The sequence below is a fragment of the Demequina gelatinilytica genome, from assembly GCF_000971115.1.
GTDB classification, from domain to species: domain Bacteria; phylum Actinomycetota; class Actinomycetes; order Actinomycetales; family Demequinaceae; genus Demequina; species Demequina gelatinilytica.
On sequence record NZ_BBLV01000029.1, the window covers coordinates 1 to 1192 of the forward strand.

Sequence of the window (1192 nt, forward strand, 5' to 3'; positions counted from 1 at the left end):
AAGCGGACGGCTCCGCAGACGTTCGCCTCGAGGAATGACGCGGACCGGTGGCTGACGGTCATGCATGCCTCGATGCTGCAAGGCACGTGGACCTCGCCCGACGCCGGCACGATCACCCTGGCCGAGTACGCGACGGCCTGGCTGCGCCAGCGCACGCCGCAGCTGCGCCCGCGCACCCTCGACCTGTACCGCCGCACCGCTGAGCGATGGATACTCGCGCCCGTCGGGGACGGCCGGCACGGGATCGACCTGGGATGCCTCGCGCTGCGCAACCTCACCCCGGTCATGGTCCGCGAGTGGCACGCCGCCGTCACCATCGCCGCGACCGCCTCCGCCCACGCCCGGGGCACCGGCCCGACCCGCACCGCGCACCCCGCCCGCGCCTGGGCCATCGCGGCTGGCCTGCCCTGCGCCCCGACGGGACGCCTCTCGCCCGCGATCCTCACCGCCTGGCACGCTGCCGGCGCGCCACGCCCCAAGCCGCCCACCGTGGCCCGTGCGGGCGCGGGACGCACCACCACCGCGCAGGCCTACCGGCTCTTGCACGCAATCCTCACGACCGCCGTGGACGATGGGCTGATCACCGCCAACCCCGTCCGCATCGCCGGGGCCGGGCACGTCGCCCACGCCGAACGGCTGCCCCTGGTCCCCTCCGAGGTCGCACGCCTGGCCGACGCGATGCCCGACCACCTGCGAGCCGCCGTCCTCGTCGCCGCCTGGTCAGGGCTACGCCCCGGCGAGGTGTTCGCGCTGCGCCGACGCGACCTCGACCTGCCCGCCGGCACCCTGACAGTCCGTCAGGCCCTGGTCGAGCTAGCAGGCCAGCCCCTCGCCTTCGGGCCACCCAAGTCCGCCGCCGGCCGGCGCACCGTCGCGCTGCCCGCCCTCGTCATCGAGGCACTGACCGTCCACCTCGAGGCGCACACCCCCCGCCACCTCGACTCCCTCGTGTTCACCACCAGCGCCGGCACCCCGGTGACGGGATCGGCCCGCTCCACCGCGATGCGCCGCGCCCGCGCCGCCATCAACCGGCCCGACATCACCTGGCACCACCTGCGCCACACCGGAGCCACCCTCGCCGCCCAAGCCGGAGCCACCCAAGCCGACCTCATGCGCCGCATCGGCCACTCATCACCGCGCGCCGCAGCCATCTACCAACACGCCTCCCACGCCCGAGACACCTACCTCGCCA

Annotated in this window: 1 protein-coding gene; it reads left to right on the forward strand. The window is 75.1% G+C overall.

Features of this window, described 5'->3' with window-relative positions; translation table 11 throughout:
- Positions 1 to 72: 72 nt before the first annotated feature.
- A partial coding sequence (locus AOM00_RS15090; protein WP_169746875.1) for a tyrosine-type recombinase/integrase occupies positions 73 to 1192 on the forward strand: 1120 nt, incomplete at its 3' end.